At 70.7% G+C, this 20770-nt stretch carries 18 protein-coding genes, 1 tRNA gene and 1 riboswitch; of the genes, 7 read left to right on the forward strand and 12 right to left on the reverse strand.

From position 1 onward, the window contains the following. Window positions 1–96 precede the first annotated feature (96 nt). The 3 genes from ABD207_RS17545 to ABD207_RS17555 all read left to right on the forward strand — a co-directional run bounded on the left by ABD207_RS17545 (window position 97) and on the right by ABD207_RS17555 (window position 4012). On the forward strand, window positions 97–1116 hold the full coding sequence (locus ABD207_RS17545) for an SGNH/GDSL hydrolase family protein (RefSeq protein WP_344014028.1): 1020 nt from the start codon (window positions 97–99) through the stop codon (window positions 1114–1116). 619 nt (window positions 1117–1735) lie between these two features. After that, window positions 1736–2956 carry an acetyl-CoA C-acetyltransferase gene (locus ABD207_RS17550; RefSeq protein ID WP_344014029.1) on the forward strand — a complete coding sequence of 407 codons (1221 nt, stop codon included), beginning with the start codon at window positions 1736–1738 and terminating at the stop codon, window positions 2954–2956. A 276-nt stretch (window positions 2957–3232) separates the two neighbouring features. Beyond that, a complete protein-coding gene (locus ABD207_RS17555) occupies window positions 3233–4012 on the forward strand; it encodes a hypothetical protein (protein WP_344014030.1) in 780 nt (259 codons plus the stop codon). An 18-nt stretch (window positions 4013–4030) separates the two neighbouring features. Here the strand turns inward: ABD207_RS17555 and ABD207_RS17560 are convergent, their stop codons facing one another. Then, window positions 4031–4342 carry a hypothetical protein gene (locus ABD207_RS17560; RefSeq protein ID WP_344014031.1) on the reverse strand — a complete coding sequence of 104 codons (312 nt, stop codon included), beginning with the start codon at window positions 4340–4342 and terminating at the stop codon, window positions 4031–4033. A gap of 102 nt (window positions 4343–4444) precedes the next feature. On the opposite strand from ABD207_RS17560, the gene ABD207_RS17565 reads away from it, so the two are divergent. Further along, complete coding sequence (locus tag ABD207_RS17565) at window positions 4445–4675, forward strand: DUF4287 domain-containing protein (RefSeq protein ID WP_343998456.1); 231 nt, start codon at window positions 4445–4447, stop codon at window positions 4673–4675. A gap of 135 nt (window positions 4676–4810) precedes the next feature. Here the strand turns inward: ABD207_RS17565 and ABD207_RS17570 are convergent, their stop codons facing one another. Then, entirely contained in the window at window positions 4811–5719 is a 909-nt protein-coding gene (locus tag ABD207_RS17570; protein ID WP_344014032.1) for a Bax inhibitor-1/YccA family protein, read from the reverse strand. Window positions 5720–6026: 307 nt separating this feature from the next. Here ABD207_RS17570 and ABD207_RS17575 point away from each other — a divergent pair, with 307 nt between their 5' ends. Then, complete coding sequence (locus tag ABD207_RS17575; protein WP_344014034.1) at window positions 6027–7325, forward strand: class I SAM-dependent methyltransferase; 1299 nt, start codon at window positions 6027–6029, stop codon at window positions 7323–7325. 183 nt (window positions 7326–7508) lie between these two features. Here ABD207_RS17575 and ABD207_RS17580 read toward each other — a convergent pair whose 3' ends face one another. Together ABD207_RS17580 and ABD207_RS17585 are read right to left on the reverse strand one after the other, a co-directional pair. Further along, a complete protein-coding gene (locus tag ABD207_RS17580) occupies window positions 7509–10037 on the reverse strand; it encodes an ABC transporter permease (RefSeq protein WP_344014035.1) in 2529 nt (842 codons plus the stop codon). Window positions 10038–10096: 59 nt separating this feature from the next. Then, complete coding sequence (locus tag ABD207_RS17585; protein WP_344014036.1) at window positions 10097–10867, reverse strand: ABC transporter ATP-binding protein; 771 nt, start codon at window positions 10865–10867, stop codon at window positions 10097–10099. A 432-nt stretch (window positions 10868–11299) separates the two neighbouring features. On the opposite strand from ABD207_RS17585, the gene ABD207_RS17590 reads away from it, so the two are divergent. Beyond that, window positions 11300–11383, forward strand: a tRNA-Leu gene (locus tag ABD207_RS17590). Between the two features lie 106 nt (window positions 11384–11489). On the opposite strand, the gene ABD207_RS17595 is transcribed toward ABD207_RS17590, so the two are convergent. Next, entirely contained in the window at window positions 11490–12074 is a 585-nt protein-coding gene (locus ABD207_RS17595) for an HD domain-containing protein (RefSeq protein ID WP_344014037.1), read from the reverse strand. 13 nt (window positions 12075–12087) lie between these two features. After that, on the reverse strand, window positions 12088–12834 hold the full coding sequence (locus tag ABD207_RS17600) for a transcriptional regulator (RefSeq protein ID WP_344014038.1): 747 nt from the start codon (window positions 12832–12834) through the stop codon (window positions 12088–12090). 273 nt (window positions 12835–13107) lie between these two features. Between ABD207_RS17600 and ABD207_RS17605 the strand changes: the two genes are divergently transcribed. Then, window positions 13108–14154, forward strand: a complete 1047-nt coding sequence (locus ABD207_RS17605) for a phosphoenolpyruvate carboxykinase (ATP) (RefSeq protein ID WP_344014039.1) — start codon at window positions 13108–13110, stop codon at window positions 14152–14154. Between the two features lie 267 nt (window positions 14155–14421). On the opposite strand, the gene ABD207_RS17610 is transcribed toward ABD207_RS17605, so the two are convergent. From ABD207_RS17610 to ABD207_RS17635, 6 genes are all read right to left on the reverse strand, one after another. After that, the gene (locus ABD207_RS17610) at window positions 14422–15813 is read right to left on the reverse strand and encodes an NAD(P)/FAD-dependent oxidoreductase (RefSeq protein ID WP_344014040.1); all 1392 of its coding nucleotides are present in this window, start codon (window positions 15811–15813) and stop codon (window positions 14422–14424) included. A gap of 433 nt (window positions 15814–16246) precedes the next feature. Further along, window positions 16247–17191, reverse strand: coding sequence for a Ppx/GppA phosphatase family protein (locus tag ABD207_RS17615; protein ID WP_344014041.1), 945 nt, complete (start codon window positions 17189–17191; stop codon window positions 16247–16249). After that, window positions 17188–17721 carry a DUF501 domain-containing protein gene (locus tag ABD207_RS17620; protein ID WP_344014042.1) on the reverse strand — a complete coding sequence of 178 codons (534 nt, stop codon included), beginning with the start codon at window positions 17719–17721 and terminating at the stop codon, window positions 17188–17190. Before ABD207_RS17620 ends, ABD207_RS17615 begins: the two co-directional genes overlap by 4 nt. Before the next feature lie 18 nt (window positions 17722–17739). Then, entirely contained in the window at window positions 17740–18216 is a 477-nt protein-coding gene (locus ABD207_RS17625; protein WP_344014044.1) for an FtsB family cell division protein, read from the reverse strand. Between the two features lie 109 nt (window positions 18217–18325). Beyond that, on the reverse strand, window positions 18326–19606 hold the full coding sequence (gene eno / locus ABD207_RS17630; RefSeq protein ID WP_343998444.1) for a phosphopyruvate hydratase: 1281 nt from the start codon (window positions 19604–19606) through the stop codon (window positions 18326–18328). Between the two features lie 224 nt (window positions 19607–19830). Then, window positions 19831–20532: a transglycosylase family protein gene (locus ABD207_RS17635; RefSeq protein WP_344014045.1), complete on the reverse strand. Its 702-nt coding sequence runs from the start codon at window positions 20530–20532 to the stop codon at window positions 19831–19833. A gap of 4 nt (window positions 20533–20536) precedes the next feature. After that, window positions 20537–20706: riboswitch (cyclic di-AMP (ydaO/yuaA leader) on the reverse strand. Window positions 20707–20770 lie beyond the last annotated feature (64 nt).

The following is a 20770-nucleotide window of genomic DNA, read 5'->3' on the forward strand; positions in this document are numbered from 1 at the left end:
GTACCCGGCCGGGTCGTTCACCCGCTGTCGCGATTGGGCGACGGTCCGTACGGGGCAAGCACTGGGTGTAAGGGTTCGAGGAGGTGGCGGGGAGGCATGACGGGGATGTCGAGGGCGAGGGTGGCCCGGCGGATCGCGGCCGGCGCGGCGTACGGCGGGGGCGGCGTCGGTCTGGCCGGTGCGGCCGCGGTCGGCCTGCTGGTCGCCGAGGCGCAGCTGGCGCGGCGCCGGGTGGGCAACGGCGCGACTCCCTTCGTGCCGAACGCGGACGGGCTGTACGGCGCCGCCTACACGGTGCCGGGGGTACCCGCGCTGCGGCTGACCATGCTGGGGGACTCCACGGCGGCGGGGCAGGGCGTGCGACGGGCCGGGCAGACGCCGGGGGCGCTGCTGGCGTCGGGGATCGCGGCGATCGCCGAGCGGCCGGTCGGGCTGAGCACGGTCGCGGTGCCGGGGGCGCGCTCCGACGACCTGGACCGGCAGGTGACGCGGGCGCTGGCCGATCCGGCGCGGGTGCCGGACGTGTGCGTGATCATGATCGGCGCGAACGACGTGACCCACCGGATCCCGGCGACGCGTTCGGTGCGGTGCCTGTCCTCGGCGGTGCGGCGGCTGCGGACGGCCGGCGCCGAGGTGGTCGTGGGGACGTGCCCCGACCTCGGCACCATCGAGCCGGTCTGGCAGCCACTGCGGTGGCTGGCCCGGCGGGCCTCCCGGCAGCTGGCGGCGGCCCAGACCATCGGGGCGGTCGAGCAGGGCGCGCGCACGGTGTCCCTGGGCGACCTGCTGGGCCCCGAGTTCGAGGCGAACCCGCGCGAGCTGTTCGGCCCCGACAACTACCACCCCTCGGCGGAGGGCTACGCCACAGCCGCGATGGCCGTACTGCCGACCGCGTGCGCCGCCCTCGGCCTCTGGCCCGCCGAGGAGGAACGCCCCGACGCCTCCCGCCGCGAGGGCTTCCTCCCCGTGGCCCGCGCAGCCGCCGAGGCCGCCTCCGAGGCCGGCACAGAAGTCACCGCCGCCTCCCCCACCGGCCCCCGCGGCCCCTGGGCCCTCCTCAAACGCCGCCGACGCCGCCACATGCCAGAGCCGGAACGCACACCGGTCGCCGAGTAACGCGCAGGGTGACGCCCGGGGGCGCCATACCGTCCTACGGGCACCATCCCGCGCCCGGCGGACACCGCCCCGCATCCGCCGGGCCTATCCGCATCCGGGGCCAGCGAGCCCGACAGTCACCGCCCCCGCGCCCGGCGGGCAGGGCCCGTCGGGCGGCCGGGCACCGCCCCGCAACCGGCGAGCACCAACATGCCCCCGGGGGGCAGCGTCCCGCGCCCCGCCACCCCGCGCCCGGCTGGCAGGGCACGTCGGGCAGCCGGGCACCGCCCCGCATACGGCAGACGCCACCCCACAACCGGCAGGCGCCATCCGCCTCCGACGGGGGCAAACCGGCAGACGCCTAGGCGTCCCTCGGCCCAGCGGCCGCCATGAGCGGCGTCCTGTCACACCCCGGCGGCCGCGGGAGCGAAGTGCGGCCGTCGCCGGTCCCTGCAGCGGTGGCGCCGGCTGCGTCCCTCAACAAAGGTGCGCCCGATCCCGCTCCAAGCCCCGCAGGGAAAAGCAAGCGCTTAGACATCTGCGGTCCATGTCACATGCCGATGGCCGTGACCTGGGTCCTACGGGCCGGTAATTTCCGAAGCAGCCCTGCACCAACCCACCGGTATGCCCTGGAGCCGTGATGCCCGAAGCTGTGATCGTCTCTGCCGCTCGTTCGCCCATCGGCCGTGCCTTCAAGGGGTCGCTCAAGGACATGCGTCCGGACGACCTGACCGCCACGATCATCCAGGCCGCCCTCGCCAAGGTGCCCGAGCTGGACCCGAAGGACATCGACGACCTGATGCTCGGCTGCGGCCTTCCCGGCGGTGAGCAGGGCAACAACCTCGGCCGGATCGTCGCCGTGCAGATGGGGATGGACCACCTCCCCGGCTGCACCATCACCCGCTACTGCTCCTCCTCGCTGCAGACCTCCCGCATGGCGCTGCACGCCATCAAGGCCGGCGAGGGCGACGTGTTCATCTCGGCCGGTGTCGAGACGGTCTCCCGCTACACCAAGGGCAACTCCGACAGCCTCCCGGACACCCACAACCCGCTGTTCGCCGAGGCCGAGGCCCGCACCGCCGCCCGTGCCGAGCAGGAGGGCACCACCTGGCACGACCCGCGCGAGGACGGCCTGCTGCCCGACCCGTACATCGCGATGGGCCAGACCGCAGAGAACCTCGCCCGCTGGAAGGGCGTCACCCGCCAGGAGATGGACGAGTTCGGCGTCCGTTCGCAGAACCTCGCGGAGGAGGCCCTCAAGAACGGCTTCTGGGAGCGCGAGATCACCCCGGTCACGCTGCCCGACGGCACCGTGGTCTCCAAGGACGACGGCCCTCGCCCCGGCACCACCCTGGAGGCGGTCTCCCAGCTCAAGCCGGTCTTCCGCCCCGACGGCCTGGTCACCGCCGGCAACTGCTGCCCGCTCAACGACGGCGCCGCCGCGCTGATCATCATGAGCGACACCAAGGCCCGCGAGCTGGGCCTCACCCCGCTCGCCCGCATCGTCTCCACCGGCGTCTCCGGCCTGTCCCCGGAGATCATGGGCCTCGGCCCGGTCGAGGCCACCCGGCGCGCCCTGAAGCTGGCCGGTCTCACCATCGACGACATCGACCTCTTCGAGATCAACGAGGCGTTCGCCGCCCAGGTGATCCCGTCCTACCGGGACCTGAACATCCCGCTGGAGAAGCTGAACGTCAACGGCGGTGCCATCGCCGTCGGCCACCCCTTCGGCATGACCGGCGCCCGCATCACCACCACCCTGATCAACTCGCTGCAGTTCCACGACAAGCAGTTCGGTCTGGAGACCATGTGCGTCGGCGGCGGCCAGGGCATGGCGATGGTCATCGAGCGCCTGAGCTGAGCAGCACCGCAGCGTAATCGCCGAGGCACAGTCCGTCAGATTCCGGCCCGGGACTCCGCAGTTGAGGGGATCCCGGGCCGATCTGTGATCCAACTGCCCCCAGGATGTGACCTATCCCTCTTTTCATAGGGATCAACGCAGGTCAGCACCACCCCTCGATCGGCCCCGGAACCAGACCCCTGTCCGTTTCGTGACGTTACGCACTGACAGATGGTTAGTCCGCCCTTCAAGCTGATGTAGGAAGTCGGGGGTCGACTTTGAACCGGGAGTACGTCAGTGAGCGCCATGCCGATCGCCCTGCTGATCACCACGGCCGCCACCGGCGCTGTGGGCGTCGCCGTCCTGTGCAGCATCGTCAGGCTGCGCCGGCAGGTCGCCGCCCTGCACACCGAGCTGGCCGAGAACCGCGCCGCGACCACGCGCGCCCTCCTTCCGTCCGCCCGCACGGCCGACGCCGACCAGATACGCGCCGCGGTGGCCGAGGCGCTCGCCGAGGAGCGGGAGCGCGAGCTGGCCGAGGCGCGGGCGTTCTGGGCCGCCCAGGAGGCCCGTGACGCCTCCGACGCCCCCTCCCTGCTGGGCCTGGCCGACAGCGAGCTGTTCCTGCCCCGGCAGGCCGATTTCGCGGGTCTGGAGCCGGTGACCGAGCCGGGCTCCGAGACCGAGGAGCACTCCGGCGACTCCCCCGAGTTGACCGCGGCCCGCCGCCGTCACCCCTCCCACCCCGACTTCGTGCCGAACCCGTCGCCGGTGGTGAGCGACCACGAGCGCACGGTGACCATGCTGGAGGAGCTGGCCGCCGAACAGGTCGAGCTGACCGATGTGCGCCCCGGCCCGCTGGGCACCCTGGACGTGTACGTCTTTGCGAACGGGACGACCCTGTGCATGACGCCGGGCCACCGGGAGACGGCGCAGCGCCTGGCCACCGCGGTGCGCGACGGCGACGGCCCGTACCTCCTCGGCGGCTCCGGGATCTCCGGCGCGTACACGCTGACCTTCGCCTGCGGCGAGGAGAACGTCTACATCCTGGCCGACCGCGTCATCGCGTCCCTGTAGCAGCGGTCTGAGGGCCTCTCAGACCCCGGCGCGATGCTGCGCCTCCTCCACCAGCCGTACCGTCTCTGCGACCTCGTCCTCGCTCTTGAGTACGAGGGCCAGGTCATGTCCGGCCACGGTGATCTGATCGGCGGCGGCGAACATCCCGGCGTCCGGCATCTCGCGCGGCTCGGTGCCGGGCTCCTCGGCGAGCTGGGCCCGCCGCGCCAACTCCCTGGCCAGGGCGAGGGCCTCGGCGGCAGCGCCCCGCTGCAGCCGGCTCTGCGGCGCGGCCCGCAGCCGGTCGGCGAAATGATCCACGGCACGGATGAGGGGCGTCGTATCAACCACGCCGCGAGCGTACGCGGCGCGGCAGCACTGTTGCCAACGGGCGAACGCTCAGGCACGGTGACCTGAAGGACCGGCTTACATCCCATGCGTCCGGAGGCGCCGATGTCCCAAGTCTTCTCCGAGGAGACCCATCGCAATCTGCTCGCCCGCATCCCCCATTGCACCGGTCGTGAGATCTCCGACTGGCTGCGCACCGTCGAAGAAGGCCCGGCTCTTCTGCGCTTCGAGGAAAAGGTCAGCTGGCTCCGTCACGAGCACAACCTCGCGTACGGCCACGCCAAGGCGATCATCCACGAGTACGACCTGAGGAGGGCCGCGCGCAAGCTGCTCTAGGCGTCCGGGCGCAACGCCGTCCGCTTTCGTCCGCAGATGCAGTCCGCAGTGCCGGCAGTGTCCGGCGACGACGAAGGGCCCCGGGTGAACCCGGGGCCCTTCGCTGCGAGCGCGACGTGATCCTCTCGTAGGTGATCAGTCGTTGCTGTTCAGGATCGAGATCAGCCTGAGGAACTCGAGGTAGATCCACACCAGCGTCAGGGTCAGACCGAACGCGGCGAACCAGGCCTCCTCGCGCGGGGCACCGTAGGCGATGCCGTCCTCGACCTGCTTGAAGTCCAGGGCGAGGAAGCAGGCACCGAGGATGATGCCGATGATGCCGAAGACGACGCCGAGAGCACCGCTGCGGAAGCCGAGGCCGTCACCGCCGCCGAACACCGCGAACAGCAGGTTCACCGCCATCAGCAGGATGAAGCCGAGCGCGGCCGCCATCACGAAGCCGTAGAAGCGGCGGTTGACGCGGATCCAGCCCGCCTTGTAGGCCACCAGCACACCGGCGAAGACCGCCATGGTGCCGAGCACCGCCTGCATGGCCGCACCGTCGGCGATGCGGTGGTCGACGATGTTGGAGACGACGCCGAGGAACACGCCCTCGAACGCGGCGTAGGTCAGGATCAGCGCGGGCGAGGCCTTGCGCTTGAAGGACTGCACGAACGCCAGGACCATGCCGATCAGGGCGGCACCGATGCCGATGCCGTAGGACCGGCCGATGCTGGCGTCGTCCACGGGCAGCAGCGCCCAGGAGAGCGCGGCGGCGAGAACGAGCACACCCAGCGTGCTCGCCGTGCGCATGATGACGTCGTCGATGGTCATCCGGCCGGTGGTGGCCGGGGCCTGCGGCGGCGCGCCGTACTGCTGACCCTGCTGGGCGTAAGGGTTCTGCGCGTACGGGTTCTGCGCGTAGGGGTTGCCCGTCGGCTGGGCGTACGGGTTGCCCTGCGTGGCGACAGCGGGACCCCCGGCCTGCGGCGCGGTGTTGAAGCCCGCGTAGCCGTTGTCGCGGCTGAACCCCCGTCGCGAGAAGACCGGGTTTCTGCTCCTCATTTCACTCCTCCATGGCCATCACAGCGTGGCCTTGGCTCAAGAGTAATAGGTAGGCAAAGGATTGACCCTAATGCTTGGGGAGGATCTTTCCCTCGTCGTGCTGCGCAACACGCTACGCGTCCGGGCGATTCCCCTCACCGGCAGGGCCGCCCGGCCGGGTGTCACTGACCCCCCGCCGGGGGTCCCGGACCGGTCCGAGCCGGTGGTTTTGCCCAGCCATGACGCGCGCCGGGGACTGTCAGGCCGCGCGGCCGGTGTTTACGTGGGGGAGGACGTTCCGGGATCCCCCGTCACGGAGGTGTACACCATGGCAGACGCCGCCTCGCGGCTGAAGGGCCTCGTCGAACAGTTGCTGGGCACCCCGTTCCCCCTCCGCATCCGCGCCTGGGACGGCTCCCAGGCCGGCCCGCCGGACGCACCGGCCCTGGTCGTCCGCAACCGCCGCGCCCTGCGCCGTCTGCTGTTCAAGCCGGGCGAGCTCGGTCTCGCCCGCGCCTGGGTGGCCGGCGACCTGGACATCGACGGCGACCTCTACACCGCCCTCGACCGCCTGTCCGGCCTGATCTGGGAGCGCGAGGAGGACGCCCGCTCCCCCGGACGGGCGCTGCGCGACCCGCAGTTCCGCTCCGCCGTGCGCGGCCTGCTCGCCCTCGCCGGGCCCCCGCTGCCGCCGCCCGCCCCCGAGGAGGAGGCCCGCCGCCCGCGCCGCGGCCTGCACACCCGGCGCAGCGACCGGCGGGCCATCAGCCACCACTACGACGTGGGAAACGACTTCTACGAGCTGGTCCTCGGCCCGTCCATGGTGTACTCCTGCGCCTACTGGCAGGCCCCGCCCCCGGAGGGCACCCTCGAGGAGGCCCAGCGGGACAAGCTCGACCTGGTCTGCCGCAAGCTGGCGCTGAGGCCGGGCCGGCGGCTGCTGGACGTCGGCTGCGGCTGGGGCTCGATGGCGGTCCACGCCGCCCGCGAGTACGGAGTGAACGTCGTCGGCATCACCCTCTCCCAGGAGCAGGCCGCCTACGCCCGCAAGCGGGTCGCCGACGAGGGCCTCACCGACAGGGTGGAGATCCGCGTCCAGGACTACCGGGACGTCCGCGACGGCCCCTACGACGCCATCTCGTCCATCGGCATGGCCGAGCACGTCGGCTCCGAGCGCTATCTGCAGTACGCGAGCGTGCTGTACCGGCTGCTGGTGCCGGGCGGAAGGCTGCTGAACCACCAGATCGCCCGCCGTCCGCAGCGCGACGAGGCCGCGTACCAGGTGGACGCGTTCATCGACGCCTATGTCTTCCCCGACGGCGAGCTCTCCCCCGTCGGCACCACCGTGACCGCTCTGGAGCGGGCCGGATTCGAGGTGCGCGACCTGGAGTCCCTCCGGGAGCACTACGCGCTCACCCTGCGCGCGTGGGTGGCACGCCTGGAGGCCGACTGGGACCGGGCGGTCGTCCTCAGCAGCTACGGCAGGGCCCGGGTCTGGCGACTGTACATGGCGGCCTCCGCGCTGGCCTTCGAGCACAACCGCATCGGCGTCAACCAGATCCTCGCGGTGAAGACCCCCGACTCCGGCGACTCGGGGCTGCCGCTGCGCACGCGCACCTGGCACTGACCGGCGGCCGCCGGGGTCTGTCGTCCGCAAGAGCCCCGGCCGCCCGCACGGACGGCGAAGGGCCCCGTCCCGGCTCTGGACGCTGTTGGTCCAACGGCGTCCGGCTCCGGGACGGGGCCCTTCATTCCACTCGATTCCACTCGATTCCACTTGATTCCGCTCGATTCCGCTCGCGGTGAGGAACTACTCCGCCTTGATCGCCTGGAGCATGTTCAGCCGGGCCGCCCGCCGGGCCGGCCAGAGCGCGGCGAGCACCCCCACCGTCGCGGCCAGCAGCAGGAAGACCGCCAGGCGGTCCCAGGGCAGGACCAGCTCGTAGGTCGCCATCCGGGTGCCGAGGAGCTCACCGGCCGCCCAGCCGAAGAACACGCCCAGGCCGATGCCGAGCACCCCGCCGAACAGGGAGATCACCAGGGACTCCAGCCGGACCATCCGCTTGATGCCCCTGCGGTCCAGGCCGACCGCGCGGAGCATGCCGATCTCCTGCGAGCGTTCGAACACCGACATGGCCAGGGTGTTGATGACGCCGATGACCGCGACGATCACCGCCATCGCCAGCAGCCCGTAGACCATGTTCAGCACCAGGGTGAACATCCTGGCGATCTCGTTGGAGATGTCCTTCTTGTCCTGGACCGCGATCGCCGGGTTGGAGCCGAGCGCCTTCTCCAGCCGGTCCTTGGCCGCGTCGGACACGCCGTCCGCGGTCTTCACCATGACCAGCATGTCGGTCGGGTCGGTCTGGTGCGGGGCGAGGGTCCGGTTGTCGATCATGATGCCGGTGAACATGTCGTTGCCCCGGTAGACCCCGGCGACCGTCAGCCGCTCCTTCTTGCCGTCCTCGTAGGCCACGTCGAAGGTGCTGCCGGCCTTCCAGTCGTGCGACTTGGCGGTCCCGTCGTCCACCACGACCCGCGTGCCGTCGATCGCGAACGCACCGTCCCGCACCTCGAAGTCGGTCAGCTTCCCGAAGGCGGTGCCGTCGACGCCGGTCAGGAACTCGGTGCGGCCGTCGATCCGGGACGGCGAGTTGCGCATGGCGCTGGTGGCGGTGACGTCGTCGAGCTTCTTCAGCTTCTGCTCGACGTCCGGGGAGAGGGCGTTGCCGGTCGCCATGGAGACCACGTAGTCCGCCTCGATGGCCTCGGAGGCCATCTTGTCGATGGACTTCTGCAGGCTGCCCGCCATCACCGTCATGCCGGTGATCAGGGTGAGCCCGATCATCAGCGCGGACGCGGTCGCGGCGGTGCGGCGCGGGTTGGGCACCGAGTTCTGCCGGGCGAGCTTGCCGGAGACCCCGAAGAGGCGCATCACGGGGGCCGCGGCCGCGATCAGCGGGCGGGACAGCAGCGGGGTCAGGATGAACACGCCGGTGATCAGCAGCACGGCGCCGAAGCCCATGGGGGCCTGGCCGTCCGAGCCGTCCAGCGAGGTGGCCCAGAGGACCACCGCGACGCCGGCGGCGGAGAACAGCGCGCCGAGGGTGTTGCGCAGCACCAGCGACTTGGTGGTGGCCTTGGCGTGCACCGAGCTCATCGCCGCCACCGGCGGGATCTTCGCCGCCCGGCGGCCGGGCAGCCATGCGGCGAGCATGGTGACGAGGATGCCGACGGCGAAGGCGGTGCCGACCGTGCCGGGGGTGATCACCAGCGGCCCGTCGGGCACGGTGGCCTCCAGCATGCCCATCAGGGAGCGCAGCCCCACGCCGATGCCGATGCCGCCGAGCAGTCCGGCCACGGCGGCGACCGTGCCGACCACGAACGCCTCGATCAGCACCGACCGGGTGACCTGCCGCCGGGAGGCGCCGACGGCGCGCAGCAGCGCCAGTTCCTTGGTGCGCTGGGCGACCAGCATGGTGAAGGTGTTGGCGATGATGAACGTGCCGACGAACAGCGCGATGCCGGCGAACACCAGCAGGCCCTGCTTCAGCCCGCTCATCGAGGAGGCGATGGCCTCGGCCTGCTCCTCGGCCAGCGTGCCCCCGGTCTCCGTCTCCACGACGTCCCGTGGCAGCGCCTTGTCCAGCTGCGCCTTGAGCGCGGCCTCGGAGACGCCGGCCTCGGCCTTGACGTCGATCTCGTCGAAGGTGCCCTCCTTGCCGAACACCTTCTGCGCGGTCGCCGTGTCGAACAGCGCGAGGCTGCCGCCGGCCGCCACATTGCCGTCGTCCGTGGTGAAGACGCCGACCAGGACCGGCTCGAGGAGCGGGCCGTTCACCGACATCCGCACGGGCTCGCCGACCCGGTAGCCGGCCCGCTTCACCGTCTCGGAGTCGACGAGGACCTCGTCCGGTCCCTTGGGGGCGCGGCCCTCGACCAGCGGGTAGCGGGGGTCCTTGGCGCCCCAGTAGTTGCCGCCCTGCGTCTGGAAGCCGTCGCCGACCAGCTTGCCGTCCTTGTCGGCGAGGGCGGCGAACCCTCCGACGACGCCGATGGCCCGCTCGGCACCCGGCACCCGGGCACTGGCGTCGACCGTGTCCTTCGTCAGCTCCTGGCTCTTGCCGACCCGGTCGCCCTCGGCGTCCTTCCACTTGGGCGTGACGGCGACGTCGACATGGTCGAAGCCCTTGGCGGAGCTCTTCTGCAGAGCGCCGGAGATGGTGTTGGTGAAGACCAGGGTCCCCGACACGAAGGCCACGCCGAGCATCACGGCGAGCACGGTCATCAGGAGCCGGGCCTTGTGCGCGAGCACATTGCGCAAGGCGGTACGGAACATGGGTGTCTTCTCGAGTCCAGACGTACGAGGAGGGGGCGGGGGTGAGGGCTGAGGGGATGTCAGCTGGTGCGGCCCTTGGCGTCGAACCGCTTCATGCGGTCCAGCACCGAGTCGGCCGTCGGCCCGTACATCTCGTCGACGATCCGGCCGTCCGCCAGGAAGATCACCCGGTCCGCGTAGGCGGCGGCCACCGGGTCGTGGGTCACCATGACCACCGTCTGGCCCAGCTCGCGCACCGAGTTGCGCAGGAAGCCGAGCACCTCGGCGCCGGAGCGGGAGTCGAGGTTGCCGGTGGGCTCGTCGCCGAAGACGATGTCCGGCTTGGAGGCGAGCGCCCGGGCGACGGCGACACGCTGCTGCTGGCCGCCGGAGAGCTGGGAGGGCCGGTGGCCGAGCCGCCCGGAGAGGCCGATCAGACCGATGACCGTGTCCAGCCACTCCTTGTCGGGCTTGCGGCCCGCGATGTCCATCGGGAGGGTGATGTTCTCCAGGGCGTTGAGGGTGGGCAGCAGGTTGAACGCCTGGAAGATGAAGCCGATCTTGTCGCGGCGCAGCTTGGTCAGCTGCTTGTCCTTCAGCGTGCCGAGTTCGACGTCGCCGATGCGGACCGAGCCGGAGGAGAAGGTGTCCAGGCCGGCCACGCAGTGCATCAGCGTGGACTTGCCGGAGCCGGAGGGGCCCATGATCGCGGTGAACTCGGCCTGCCGGAAGTCGACGGTGACCCGGTCCAGGGCGACCACCTGGGTCTCGCCCTGTCCGTAGATCTTCGACAGCTCCGTGGCGCGCGCGGCCACGGCGGTGGACCGGTCGGCGATGGGTGCGGTGGTCACGGGTTGGACGCTCCTGTCGGGACGACGAGTACGACGTTGCTGGGTATGCGTCCATCGTTCCGTGCCATCGTCCGCGGCGAGTCAGCCGCTGCTCCGGTTCCCGGGGGCGACTGAGGACTGACCGGCGGGCCGCTGTGTCATACCTGAGTCTTACGCCGCCCCCTACCCGAGTCGGGTCCGGCCCGTGCGCCGGGGGGCGCCTCCCCCGGCGCGAAGAACCGGCCGGGCGCCCTCGTCGAGACGGTGAATTTCCGTCATTCCGCATGCGCACCCGGCGATGGCGCGCAAGGCTTGCCGGCAAGTGCTGATGGCCTGCCCAGAAGCTGATGCTCCATCAGGTGCCAATAAAATAAGACAACATGGGGTTGCCCGCTCCCGAAGCGGAGGGGCCGTGACGCTAGGCTCGGAGCACTGACGCGGAGCCCATGGCCTGCCCGGATGGTGGAATGCAGACACGGCGAGCTTAAACCTCGCTGCCCCTACGCGGGCGTGCCGGTTCAAGTCCGGCTCCGGGCACTTCGCAGCCACCCGGCACTCCACCGACGTCCTCCACGACAGTGAAGGAGTGCCCACCGCCGTTTCACCACACGCGCCAAGGACCCCGCCGGCAAACCGCCTGCCGTCAGTCCGTGACCTCGCCGAGGGCGGCGCGCAGCCAGTCCAGGGAGCCCGTCTCCAGTACCGCGTCGGCGAGAGCCTGGCCGCTCTTGGTGGTGATCCGGTTTCGGCTGTTGTCGATCCACCGCTGCGCATGGGCGTATCCCTGGTCCCGGTACTCGATGCCCTGGATCATGCACTCCAGCTTGTCGGCGTCGCGGGCACACCGGGCCTCCAGGGTCTCCTTTGCCTCGTACTCCGCCACCAGCTTCCTGAAGGTGTCGGCGAGGACGGCCGGCATACCGGCAACCTGGTCGGCTGTAATCACCTCGGGGTCCGCTTCCCCGGCACCGTACTTCTTCCCCAGGTGATTGACGTCGCCGGTACGGGTCTCCTGACTGTCGTGCCAGATCGCGAGAAAGGCTGCGCGGGCGGGGTCGGCGCCCTCCAGGCCGGCAATGATCGTCGCGATGAGCGCGGTGCGCCACGAGTGCTCGGCGACAGACTCCGGGTCCTTGACACCGGCCATCCACCAGCCCGTGCGCTTGGTCGACTTGAGCGTCCCCGCCTCGTACAGGAAGCGGGCCACCGCGGTCAGGTCTTCGGACACCGTCGGGCTTCTCTCACGCCTCGGCGAGGCGGATCGCATACCGAACGCTCTCCAGCTGCCGACGGGCGCGCTGCGAGAGCTCCCCGCTATCCAACATGATCGGAAGCCGTTCGCGCAGGCCCCGGACTGCCGCCCTGGAGCGGAGGAGGTGGGGCCGCACCTGGACCAGGGACCACACGGAGTGGATGTTGAGCTCCACGTAGCCGTCGTGCGGGACAAACCCGGCGACCAGGTGGGCGAGAAGCTTGCCGCCGTGCCAGGAACTCAGGGATCCGTCCGCGATGAAAGCGTCCGACTGCTGCGGCACAGTGGTCTCACCCACCCAGTACGCCCAGTAGGCGAGGTTCGCAGCCTCGCCCGCCTCATCGTTCTGCAGGACCGTGTCAATGAACCAGGACATGCGGTCGCGGTCACCCTGCCGGGCAGCCACGGCGGCGACGCTGCGGTGATTCAGCCAGGCGGTGAGCCAGTCACCGGGCCGCTCGGCGCGCTGCTGATGGGCGAGCCAGTGACGCGTGTCCGCCGCCCGGTCGTAACCCGACAGGTACAGGGCTTGGCGTCGCAGCAGAAACCTGTCCGGGCCACGGGCCTGCTCAGCAGCGCGCCGCATCTGCTCGAAGAACTGGCAACGTTCGCCGCTGGTCAGCTCCGGGCCGACCGGTGCCGGGCCACGGCGCGGACGAGGCGGGGGCGGTAGGGCACGAACGGAGCCAGGGGGCACCCCGTTCAGCGGCCACATCAACATTTCGGTGAGCGGCATCGGTCGCACCAGACATGGGCCGACCGGTGCCGTGATGTCCGCTCTTCGCCTGGCCCTCGGCGCTGAGGACGGGTGCACCGAGCTGTCCGCGCCTTACGCCGACTGCTTCCTCGGGGTCCCGTTGCGGTTCGTCCAAGGCCGGCCCCGTCCCTGCATGCCTCCGCTCGACGATTCCGAGGTTCGTCAACTGGAAGCAGCCCGCAGCAAGCTCCGCGAGGCCTACCAGGCCGTGCGCGGCATCCCTGCTCGACCACTGCCGAACGGGAGAAACCCGTGACCACTCACGCCGTACGCCTCGGCGTCGCAGGGGCGACCGCGACCGTCGTGTCCGCCGAGAAGGCCGTCACCGACTGGACGGCCCGCTACTTCGGGCAGTGGTGGAACGCCGCGCTCGTGGCGGCGGAGGAGGCCGGTAAGGGCTCTGTCGTCACGGCCGCCGTGGACAGTGACCGGTACGACGACGCGGCGCTGAGCGTGACGCAGGCCCCGCACCGAGGCGTCGAGTACGCCAAGGCCGAGCTACTGCTGACCGGCGACGTCTCCACCGGGGTGATCCGTGCCGTGTGCCCGAGGCAGCGGCTTGCCTACCGGTCGGAGCCCGGCCGGGGACGGCTGCACATCGTCGGCTGCGGCAGCGAGGCGGTCGCCACTGCGGCTGCACGCCTGGCCCGTGAAGTCCTGCGCGGGATCCTGCTCAGGGACGGCTGGGCGGTGCTCCACGCGTCTGCTGTCGTGGACCAGCGCGGCCGGGCCTTCCTCATGTTCGGGCGCAAGGGTGCGGGCAAGACGACCACGGCCCTCGCGCTGGCCGCCCGCCATGGACTCAGGCTCCTCGCCAACGATCGCGTCTTCGTCCGGCCGGACCAGGGAGCGGGTGTCGATGTCCTGCCGTGGCCGTCGGCCGCCGCGATCGGGCTGGGCCTTCTTGACGCGCTGGGCTGGTTCGACATCGCCCAACGGCGCCTGCTGGGCGGCGAGCAACTGCATCCGACGCAGCATGAGCGAGTGACGGCAGCACTCCTCGCCGGAGATCGCACGCCGCTGTGGAAGGAGGGAAGCGGCGAGGAGATGAAGACGCAGGTCTTTCCCGATCAGTTCGAGCGCTGGTTCGGTGTCCCGCTGGCTGCCGGTGGGACTGCCGCCGGGCTCCTCTTTCCGCGTATCGAAGCGGGCGTGGCCCCGGCCGAGGAGAGCAGCGTGCGGACCCTGGATCACAGCGACTTCATGTGCGGCGAGACGGAGGACCGGTACCCGGATGTCTTCGGACTTCTCACCGTCGGCAGCGGCACAGCGCTCGGCGGGAGGTCGCACGGCGCCTGAGCGCGCTGCCGCACCACACCGTGGTGCTCGGTCACGACGTCACCGCCAACGCCGGCTTCCTCGCCAAGCTCCTCGACGTCCCCGTCCGGGCCTGACTGCTGGTCGCACAGGAAGAGGGCCGCAGAAGAAGAGGGCCGCCCGTGACGCCTGGCTCCCTGCGACCGAAGTCGCCACAACGCCCCCAGCACACTCTGCCCCGCACACGCCGAAGGGGCCGCCCGCACCACGGATGGCGGGCGGCCCCTTCGGGGGGCGGTGGACCGGAGGTCAGGAGGCCTTGGCCTTCTCCTCGGTCTTGCGGGGTGCGGCCGCCGCGGGGGCCGGGGCCGGCTTGGCGGCCTCGTAGAACTCCTCGCGGGGGGACTCGATGGCGCCCAGCGAGACGACCTCGCGCTTGAGGAACATCTGCAGGGTCCAGTCGGCGAAGACCCGGATCTTGCGGTTCCAGGTGGGCATCGCCAGGCCGTGGTAGGCGCGGTGCATGTACCAGGCGAGCCGGCCCTTCAGCTTGATCTTCATCTTGCCGACGACGATCATCGCCACGCCCTTGTGCAGGCCGAGGCCCGCCACGGCGCCCTTGTTGGCGTGGCTGTACTCCTTCTGCGGGAAGCCCCGCATGCCGGACACCACGTTGTCGCCGAGGACCTTGGCCTGACGCAGGGCGTGCTGGGCGTTCGGCGGGCACCAGGCGTTCTCGTTGCCGGCCTTGCGGCCCACGAGGTCCGGCACCTGGGCGTTGTCGCCCGCGGCCCAGATGTAGTCGGTGCCCTTGACCTGGAGCGTCGGCTCGCAGTCGACGTGGCCGCGCGGACCCAGCGGCAGGCCGAAGCGGGCGAGCGCAGGGTTCGGCTTGACGCCGGCCGTCCACACGATGGTGTCGGAGTCCACCTCGAGGCCGTTCTTCAGCACCACGTGGCCGTCGACGCAGGACTCCATCGAGGTGTTGAGGTAGACCTCGACACCACGGCTCTCCAGGTGCTCCTTGCCGTACTTGCCGAGCTTCGGACCCACCTCGGGGAGGATCTTGTCGGCGGCGTCGACGAGGATGAAGCGCATGTCCTCGCGGGAGACGTTGCGGTAGTACTTGGCCGCGTCCCGCGCCATGTCCTCGACCTCACCGATGGTCTCCGCACCGGCGAAGCCGCCGCCCACGAAGACGAAGGTGAGAGCCTTGCGGCGGATCTGCTCGTCGGTGGTGGAGTCGGCCTTGTCGAGCTGCTCGAGGACGTGGTTGCGCAGGCCGATGGCCTCCTCGATGCTCTTCATGCCGATGCCCTGCTCGGCGAGGCCGGGGATCGGGAAGGTGCGGGAGACCGCGCCGAGCGCGATCACCAGGTAGTCGAAGGGAAGCTCGTACGCCTCGCCGACCAGCGGGGCGATCGTGGCGACCTTGCGGTCCTGGTCGATGGTGGTGACCCGACCGGTGAGGACCTCCGCCTTGGGCAGCACGCGCCGCAGCGGGACGACGACGTGGCGAGGGGAGATGCTGCCGGCGGCGGCTTCGGGGAGGAAAGGCTGGTAGGTCATGTACGACCGCGGGTCGACGACGGTGACGGTCGCCTCGCCGTAACGCATCTTCTTCAGGATGCGCCGAGCTGCGTACAGGCCTACGTACCCACCGCCTACTACGAGGATCCTGGGACGCTCCGTGGTGCTCATGCCATCGAGTATCCACCCGCCCGAGGGGGGTGGTTCGTGCGCCCCTTCACAAGCTTGGACAGGACCTGTGTTATACTCCCCGCCCCGCGTGACTTAGATCATGTCCAAGTACGGGAACCGTGACGCTCGCCGCACGTTGTCAATGCCGCGTGAGCTGCCTCTCTGGACTTCACGGCCGGCTGTGAGCCCCCTGAAACACTCCCTCCGGTACGCGATCCGCAGACCCCTGCTGAACATGTTCAACAGGCCCGGAACCCCCCGGAAGGGCCAATGGACCCCATTCGAGGGCCCCGTACGACCGAAATCCTTGTGAAGAACTTCACGAACTTCGTCGGCGAGACACCGGCGAGGGGCCCGCGAAGGGCCCCTCGAGGCCGCTCATACGCTATCCGTACTGCTCAACCGGTGGCTACTGGCGAGTAACAAAAGAGAGCTACGCCACCGACCACGCGATGCCGTCGAGGATGTCGTGCTCGGACACCACGACCTCCTCCGCGCCGGTCCGTTCCATGATCGACAGCAGGACGAGGGCGCCCGCGCCGATCACGTCCACGCGACCCGGATGCATGGAGGGGATCTTCGCGCGCTCGGCGTGGGTGGAGCGCAGCAGGTGCTCGGTGATCTCCCGGACGCGGTCCCGGGAGACCCGTGAGTGGTGGATGGCCGCCGAGTCGTACTCGGGCAGGTCCTGGGCGATGGCGGAGACGGTGGTGACGGATCCGGCGAGGCCCACCAGGGTGCGCGCCTCGCGCAGCGGGACGGACTGTTCGGCCAGGTCGAGGGCGGCCTCGATGTCGGCCCGCATGGCGGCGATCTGCTGCTCGGTGGGCGGGTCGGCGACCTTCCCCTCGTGCACCAGGTGCCGCTCGGTCATCCGGACGCAGCCGACGTCGACGGAGCGGGCGGCGCGCACATGGTCGTCGCCGACCACGAACTCGGTCGAGCCGCCGCCGATGTCGACCACCAGGAAGGGCTTGGGCAGGTGGTCGTGGCCCGCCAGCTCCCTGGTGGCGCCGGTGAAGGAGAACTCGGCCTCCTGGTCGCCGGTGATGACCTCGGGCTCCACGCCGAGGATGTCCACCACCCCGCGCACGAAGTCCTCGCGGTTCTCGGCGTCGCGGGAGGCGGAGGTGGCGACGAAGCGCAGGTGCTCCGAGGCCCCGTGCTTCTTGATGATCTCCGCGTACTCGCGGCAGGCGGCGAAGGTCCGCTCCAGGGCCTCGGGGGCGAGCCGGCCGGTGCGGTCGACGCCCTGCCCGAGGCGCACGATGGTCATGCGGCGGTCCAGGTCGGTCAGTTCACCGGTCGCCGGGTCCGCGTCGGCCACCAGCAGGCGGATGGAGTTCGTGCCGCAGTCGATGGCGGCGACCCGGGTCACTTGGCCTCCTCCCCGGCCGTGGGCGTCACACAGGGGCCCTTGCGCCACCACTCGGGCAGCATCGCCAGCGCCTCGTCGCCGAGCGGGTTGACGCCCGGTCCGGCGGCCAGCGAGTGGGCGACCAGCACGTGCAGGCACTTCACCCGGTCCGGCATGCCGCCGGCGCTGGGGAAGTTCTTCAGCTCCTCGATCTCGTCGCGCCGCCGGATGTAGTCCTCGTGCGCGGCCCGGTAGGCGGCGGCCAGCTCGGGGTCGGTGGCCAGCCGCTCGGTCATCTCCTTCATCACGCCGTTCGCCTCGAGCGTGCCGATCGCCGAGTTGGCGCGGGGGCAGGTGAGGTAGTACAGCGTCGGGAAGGGCGTGCCGTCGGGCAGCCGCGGGGCGGTCTCCACGACGTCCGGCTGGCCGCAGGGGCAGCGGTGCGCGATGGCGCGCAGCCCGCGCGGGGGCCGGCCGAGCTGCTGCCTGATGGCCTCGATGTCCGCGTCGGTGGGCTCGGTGCGCGGCGTCGGGGGCGGGGGCTTCTCCATACCTGTCTTTCTATACGGTCACTGGGCGGCGGCGTCGGCCTTGTCGACGCCGTCCCAGAGGTTCGCGTACCAGGGGCGGTCGGCGGTCTCGCGGTCGGTGCGGGACTTCCTGGCCGTGCCCGGGTCGATCACGATGTAGCCGGTCTCGCCCGGCATGACGTAGTGCAGCCGGCGGCGGATCTCCTGCTCGGCAAAGGCGTCGTCCTGCCAGCGCGCCTTGAGGTCGCGCAGCCGTTCGACGCGCTCGCGCGCCTCCTTCTGCTGCTGCCGCAGGTCGGCGATCTCGGCGCGCTGGGAGACGTACTGGCGCATGGGGTAGGCGAGGGCCACGATCAGCGAGCAGACCACCAGGGCGAGCAGCGCGGCCCGGCCGGTCAGCCGGGAGCGGCGGGCCTGTCGCCGGGTCTGTGAGCGGTAGACCCGGGCCGCGGTCTGCTCACCGATCAGCCGGATCCTGGTCGCGGTGGAGAAACGGTCCCGGTCCTTCACGGCCATCTGCCTGGCGCCTCCCGTCCACGCGCGTACGTCCCCGCACACGGTACGGGACCGAGTACGGGGACGTACGACGCTGCCCTCTCACGGGGACGAAAAGCCCCGTGTGGCGTCAGCCCTTGAAGCGCGGGAAGGCGGAGCGGCCGGCGTACACCGCCGCGTCGTCGAGGATCTCCTCGATGCGCAGCAGCTGGTTGTACTTGGCGACGCGCTCGGAGCGGGCCGGGGCGCCGGTCTTGATCTGGCCGCAGTTGGTGGCGACGGCCAGGTCGGCGATGGTGACGTCCTCGGTCTCGCCGGAGCGGTGGGACATCATGCACTTGTAGCCGTTGCGCTGGGCCAGCTCGACCGCGTCCAGGGTCTCGGTGAGCGAGCCGATCTGGTTGACCTTCACCAGCAGGGCGTTTGCGGCGCCCTCCTCGATGCCGCGGGCCAGGCGCTCGGGGTTGGTGACGAACAGGTCGTCGCCGACGAGCTGGACCTTGTCACCGAGCTTGGCGGTGATGGTCTTCCAGCCCTCCCAGTCGTCCTCGAACAGCGGGTCCTCGATGGAGACCAGCGGGTAGGCGTCGACCAGCTCGGCGTAGTACTCCGTCATCTCGGCGGCGGAGCGCTCCTTGCCCTCGAAGACGTAGGAGCCGTCCTTGTAGAACTCGGACGCGGCCACGTCCAGGGCGAGGGCGACCTGCTCGCCGGGGGTGTAGCCGGCCTCCTTGATGGCCTCGAGGATGAGGTCGAGGGCCTCGCGGTTGGAGCCGAGGTTCGGGGCGAAGCCGCCCTCGTCGCCGAGGCCGGTGGACAGGCCCTTGCTCTTCAGGACCTTCTTCAGGGTGTGGTAGACCTCGGCACCCCAGCGCAGCGCCTCGGAGAAGGACTCCGCGCCGATCGGGGCGATCATGAACTCCTGGATGTCCACGTTGGAGTCGGCGTGCGAGCCGCCGTTCAGGATGTTCATCATCGGCACCGGCAGCAGGTGCGCGTTGGGGCCGCCCAGGTAGCGGAACAGCGGCAGGTCGCTGGCCTCGGAGGCGGCGTGGGCGACGGCGAGGGAGACGCCGAGGATGGCGTTGGCGCCGAGGGAGCCCTTGTTGTCGGTGGCGTCCAGGTCGAACATGGCCTGGTCGATCAGGCGCTGCTCGGTGGCGTCGTAGCCGACCAGCTCAGGGCCGATCTGCTCGATGACCGCGAGAACGGCCTTCTCCACACCCTTGCCGAGGTAGCGGTTCGAGTCGCCGTCGCGAAGCTCGATGGCCTCGAAGGCGCCCGTGGAGGCGCCGGACGGGACGGCGGCACGACCGGTGCTGCCGTCGTCGAGGCCGACCTCGACCTCGACCGTGGGATTGCCTCGGGAGTCCAGGATTTCCCGGGCTACGACGACGTCGATGGACGGCACGAGCATCTCCTTCTTGGATGTGACGCGAGTGTGCAGGGCCGTGGTGGCGCTGCGAGACCGAGCCTAACCGGCTCCGGGCGATCGGCCATCCGGTCGCCCATCCCGTGGGACGGAACCGAGCATAGATTGTTTCCGGGCGGAACAAACGCGGTTCGATGAAAAAGCCCGCCCCGGTGCGCACGGGGGGAACACGCACCGGAGCGGGCGGACCGCGGGGCCGCTGCTTACTTCAGGTGCAGCTGCTGGCCCGGGAAGATGAGGTCGGGGTTCTCGATGATGTCGTCGTTCAGCTCGAACAGCTTCTGCCAGCCGCCCTTGACGCCGTGCTCGGCGGCGATGGAGCTGAGCGTGTCGCCCTTGACGACCTTGTACTCGCCGTCGCCCTTCTCGACCTTGTCACCGGCCGGGGTGGTGACGGTCTTCTTGGCCTCGGCCTTCTTCTCGGCCTTCGGCGCCGGACGCTCGGTGGAGCGGGACGCCTTCTGCTCCGCGCGCTCGGCGGGGGCGGCGGCCTTGGGGGCCTCGGCGGCGGCACCGTGGTACGGGGCGTTGGACAGGTTCTTGCCGCAGACGGGCCAGGCACCCTTGCCCTGGCCGGCGAGCACCTTCTCGGCGATCTCGATCTGCTGCGCCTTGGTGGCCTTGTCGGCGGTCGGCGCGTACTTCGTGCCGCCGTAGGCGGCCCAGGTGGAGGCGGAGAACTGCAGACCGCCGTAGTAGCCGTTGCCGGTGTTGATGGACCAGTTGCCGCCGGACTCGCACTGGGCGACGGCGTCCCACTCGGAGGCGGTGGCGGCGGAGGCCGAGCCGGCCGCCATCAGCGGGGCGGCGACGGCGGCGCCGGTGACACCGGCGATGGCGATGGCGCGGGTGGACCGCTGAAGGGCGGTCGGACGACGGTGCTTGCCCTTGCCGGAAAACAGCATGGATGGATCCCCTCACCGACGCCTGCGAGGTGAGCTGTCGGGTTCGGGCCGGTTGAGTTGCCCGGCCACGCCCCTCACGGGACGCGGCTTCACCCCAAGCCGCACTCCGGTGCCAGGCACCGGAAACGGCACTTACCTTGGGTCCCCCGCTCCTGCCTACGGCGCATGACGCGACGACTGTTCCCGGGTGCCACTGGCAGGATTCGGCGTGGCGGCAGCCGGGGCCCGCGATGACGAG

The sequence above is a fragment of the Streptomyces thermospinosisporus genome, from assembly GCF_039526425.1.
GTDB lineage: Bacteria > Actinomycetota > Actinomycetes > Streptomycetales > Streptomycetaceae > Streptomyces > Streptomyces thermocarboxydovorans.

Bases quoted from the DNA above. Each gene is read 5' to 3' on its own strand.
- ABD207_RS17545 (WP_344014028.1), top strand. From the start codon at position 97: ATGACGGGGATGTCGAGGGCGAGGGTGGCCCGGCGGATCGCGGCCGGC.
- ABD207_RS17550 (WP_344014029.1), top strand. From the start codon at position 1,736: ATGCCCGAAGCTGTGATCGTCTCTGCCGCTCGTTCGCCCATCGGCCGT.
- ABD207_RS17565 (WP_343998456.1), top strand. From the start codon at position 4,445: ATGTCCCAAGTCTTCTCCGAGGAGACCCATCGCAATCTGCTCGCCCGC.
- ABD207_RS17570 (WP_344014032.1), bottom strand. From the start codon at position 5,719: ATGAGGAGCAGAAACCCGGTCTTCTCGCGACGGGGGTTCAGCCGCGAC.
- ABD207_RS17575 (WP_344014034.1), top strand. From the start codon at position 6,027: ATGGCAGACGCCGCCTCGCGGCTGAAGGGCCTCGTCGAACAGTTGCTG.
- ABD207_RS17580 (WP_344014035.1), bottom strand. From the start codon at position 10,037: ATGTTCCGTACCGCCTTGCGCAATGTGCTCGCGCACAAGGCCCGGCTC.
- ABD207_RS17600 (WP_344014038.1), bottom strand. From the start codon at position 12,834: ATGCCGCTCACCGAAATGTTGATGTGGCCGCTGAACGGGGTGCCCCCT.
- ABD207_RS17610 (WP_344014040.1), bottom strand. From the start codon at position 15,813: ATGAGCACCACGGAGCGTCCCAGGATCCTCGTAGTAGGCGGTGGGTAC.
- ABD207_RS17620 (WP_344014042.1), bottom strand. From the start codon at position 17,721: ATGGAGAAGCCCCCGCCCCCGACGCCGCGCACCGAGCCCACCGACGCG.
- ABD207_RS17625 (WP_344014044.1), bottom strand. From the start codon at position 18,216: ATGGCCGTGAAGGACCGGGACCGTTTCTCCACCGCGACCAGGATCCGG.
- ABD207_RS17635 (WP_344014045.1), bottom strand. From the start codon at position 20,532: ATGCTGTTTTCCGGCAAGGGCAAGCACCGTCGTCCGACCGCCCTTCAG.